The organism is Erwinia sp., assembly GCF_031978025.1.
GTDB lineage: Bacteria > Pseudomonadota > Gammaproteobacteria > Enterobacterales > Enterobacteriaceae > Erwinia.
Window position 1 is genome coordinate 1 of the sequence record NZ_DALZCD010000349.1, and the last position, 2,680, is coordinate 2,680.

A 2,680-nucleotide genomic window follows, 5' to 3' on the forward strand; every position below is an offset into this window, starting at 1 on the left:
CACCGGAATGTTGACGTCGATACGGATGGTTTTGCGCGTCTGTTTGGTTTCCCGCGCCACGGCTATAGCCGCCATCAGGATAACCAGGCTGAACAGCGCCCAGCCGACGTTAAGCGCGATAACGTAAGGATCGACGCCAAAATAATTATGCGCGGCGGCGCGAACGATGCCGCTAACCACACCCGCCAGCAGCAGCGCGGCGCAGATAACGTGCGGCCGGACGATGTTAAAGTCGAAGAAGCCGGTATTCAGCAGGCCGCCCTTGTCCGTGACGTTAAATTTGCCGTGCTTCGGCGAAACCATGGTCAGCAACGTAGGGATAACCAGATGGAAAGCCATTACCGTTTCGTAGATCTCGCCCCAGAAGGTCGCGCGGAAACGCCCGTTCATCCTGGAGTTAACGTACAGCGACATCACCAGGTGCGGCAGCACGTAGGCAAAAATCAGGCTGGCAGAAGAATGAATGATATTCAGGTTAAACAGCAGGTAAGCCAGCGGTGCGGTCAGGAAGATTACGCGCGGCAGGCCAAACTGAAAGTGCAGCATGGCGTTCAGGTAGCACAGGCGCTGCTGCCAGTTCAGACCGCGCCCCAGCAGCGGATTATCCACACGGAAAATCTGCGTCATGCCTCGCGCCCAGCGGGTACGCTGAATGATATGCAGACCCAAACGTTCGGTAGCCAGACCGGCGGCCAGCGGTAACGCCAGGAAAGCGGATTTCCAGCCGCGACGCTGCATTTTCAGGGCAGTATGCGCATCTTCAGTCACGGTTTCGGTAGCGAAGCCGCCGATCTCTTCCAGCGCGCTGCGGCGGATAACCGCACAGGAGCCGCAAAAGAAGGTGGCGTTCCAGTTATCGTTACCCTGTTGAACCGGACCATAGAAAAGGGCGCCTTCGTTCGGGATTTTGCGCGCGGCTTTTAAGTTACGCTCGAAAGGATCCGGCGAATAGAAATAGTGCGGGGTTTGCAGCAGCGCCAGCTTAGGGTCTTTCAGGAAAGGCCCCACGGTGGCCTGCAGGAATGTGCGGGTCGCCACGTGGTCGCAGTCAAAGACGGTAATCAGCTCGCCTTTGGTGATAGTCATCGCGTGGTTCAGGTTACCCGCTTTGGCGTGGCGGTTGTCATCGCGCGTAATGTAGCCCACGCCAACATCGGCGGCAAAAACGGCGAACTCGCTGCGCTTGCCGTCATCCAGCAGATAGATTTTCAGCTTGTCGCGTGGATAATCAATGCACTGCGCGGCCAGTACGGTGTCGCGCACCACATCCAGGCTTTCGTTATAGCTCGGCACATAAATATCGACGGTAGGCCACAGGCTGATATCCTCGGGCATCGGCTCAATGGTTCTTTTTAACGGCCATGAGGTTTGCAAATAGCCTAAAAGCAAAATCACCCAGACATAAAGTTCAGCAATAAATAAGCCGATGCCCAGAATCGCCTCGATCTCGGAATTAAAAGCCAGCGTTTCCGTGGCGCGCCAGTATATATAGCGCGTTGACATCAATGCCGAAAGGAACACCATCACCAGAGAGATTTTATGGCTCTTGCTGAGGCCCAATACAAAAAGAATGGCGATGCCGATCAGGCCAAAAATATATTGCTTCTGGCTGTCCATTGGCGTGATAACAATCACTGCGGCCAGCGGAAATAATATCAGCAGCTGCAGGTAATACAGGACTTTTTTCATAAGTCATCCTGAAAACAAAACGAAGAGTAGCGGAGCGCAGCAGCGCCCCGGACTAACAGGTATCGAACGGTTGGTCGTCTTAGCGCGAGGTCAGGGGTGCCTGCAGCTCGCCGTCGCCGACTTTAATATGCAATAGCGCGGCAACCCTTTTGCCCACCAGCTCGATATCAAAAGCGGCCGCGGAAACCGGGCTGAAATCAAATATCGATTGCTGTGATGCATTCGCTTCCGCGACGCTTTCATCGCGATTCACCACGCCAAGCAGCCTGTCCTCCAGCCGCTGCTGCATAAAGGCCGTCACGTCACGGCTGATATTGCGGCGGCTGTCGCTCTGGTTAAGCACGAAGAAATGGCCAGCTTTGTGATTAAGCGCACCGCCGATCATCTTTTCGTTTTCAATCTGCGGCAGTAGCGACAGCGAAGCGGTATCCGCCAGCATCACCACAAGATGTAAATCGGCAAGATCGGTCATGGCCTTTAGGGCGGGGCCCGGGCCAGGTGGAAAATCCGCCACGATAATCAGGCCGGGATAGTTGAGGACGGTTTGCAGTCCCCGGGCGAGAAAGTTGGGATCGCTGGCAAGATTACTTTCAAATTCAACTCGTTGCTCTTCCGACACGTCGCCGTACGGCAGCACGAAAATATTCCCGCCGGTGGTCAGGATCGCCTGACTCCAGTCCGGCGACTCTGCCGATTTCGCCACGAAACCGCGTCCGTCGGAGAGCGGTACGCCAAAGTGCAGGCGCAGGGCGTTCTGCACATCGAAATCGATCGCCAGCACCTTGCTGCCGCCACGCGCCAGCGTGTAGGCCAGGTTGGCGGCCAGAGTGGTCTTGCCCACGCCCCCTTTTGGAGAACAAACACAAACTAACGGCATGAGGCAATTTTCTCCAGCAGGGGTTGTAGCAATGTCTCTTTCGGTAAGGCTTTTTCTACCGTGCGGGCGCCGGAAACGCTGAACAACGGTTTAAAGCGTGCTTCCTGATTGGTC

General features: G+C 55.6%; 2 protein-coding genes. Both read right to left on the minus strand.

Going from position 1 to position 2,680, the window contains the following annotated elements; translation table 11 throughout:
* A partial coding sequence (bcsA, locus tag RTK32_RS19935) for a UDP-forming cellulose synthase catalytic subunit (RefSeq protein WP_312046992.1) occupies positions 1-1,689 on the minus strand: 1,689 nt, incomplete at its 3' end.
* Positions 1,690-1,768: 79 nt separating this feature from the next.
* Positions 1,769-2,566, minus strand: coding sequence for a cellulose biosynthesis protein BcsQ (bcsQ, locus tag RTK32_RS19940; RefSeq protein WP_312046993.1), 798 nt, complete (start codon positions 2,564-2,566; stop codon positions 1,769-1,771).
* Positions 2,567-2,680 lie beyond the last annotated feature (114 nt).

Coding starts and splice junctions, on each gene's coding strand:
- bcsQ (WP_312046993.1), bottom strand. CDS start 2,566: ATGCCGTTAGTTTGTGTTTGTTCTCCAAAAGGGGGCGTGGGCAAGACC.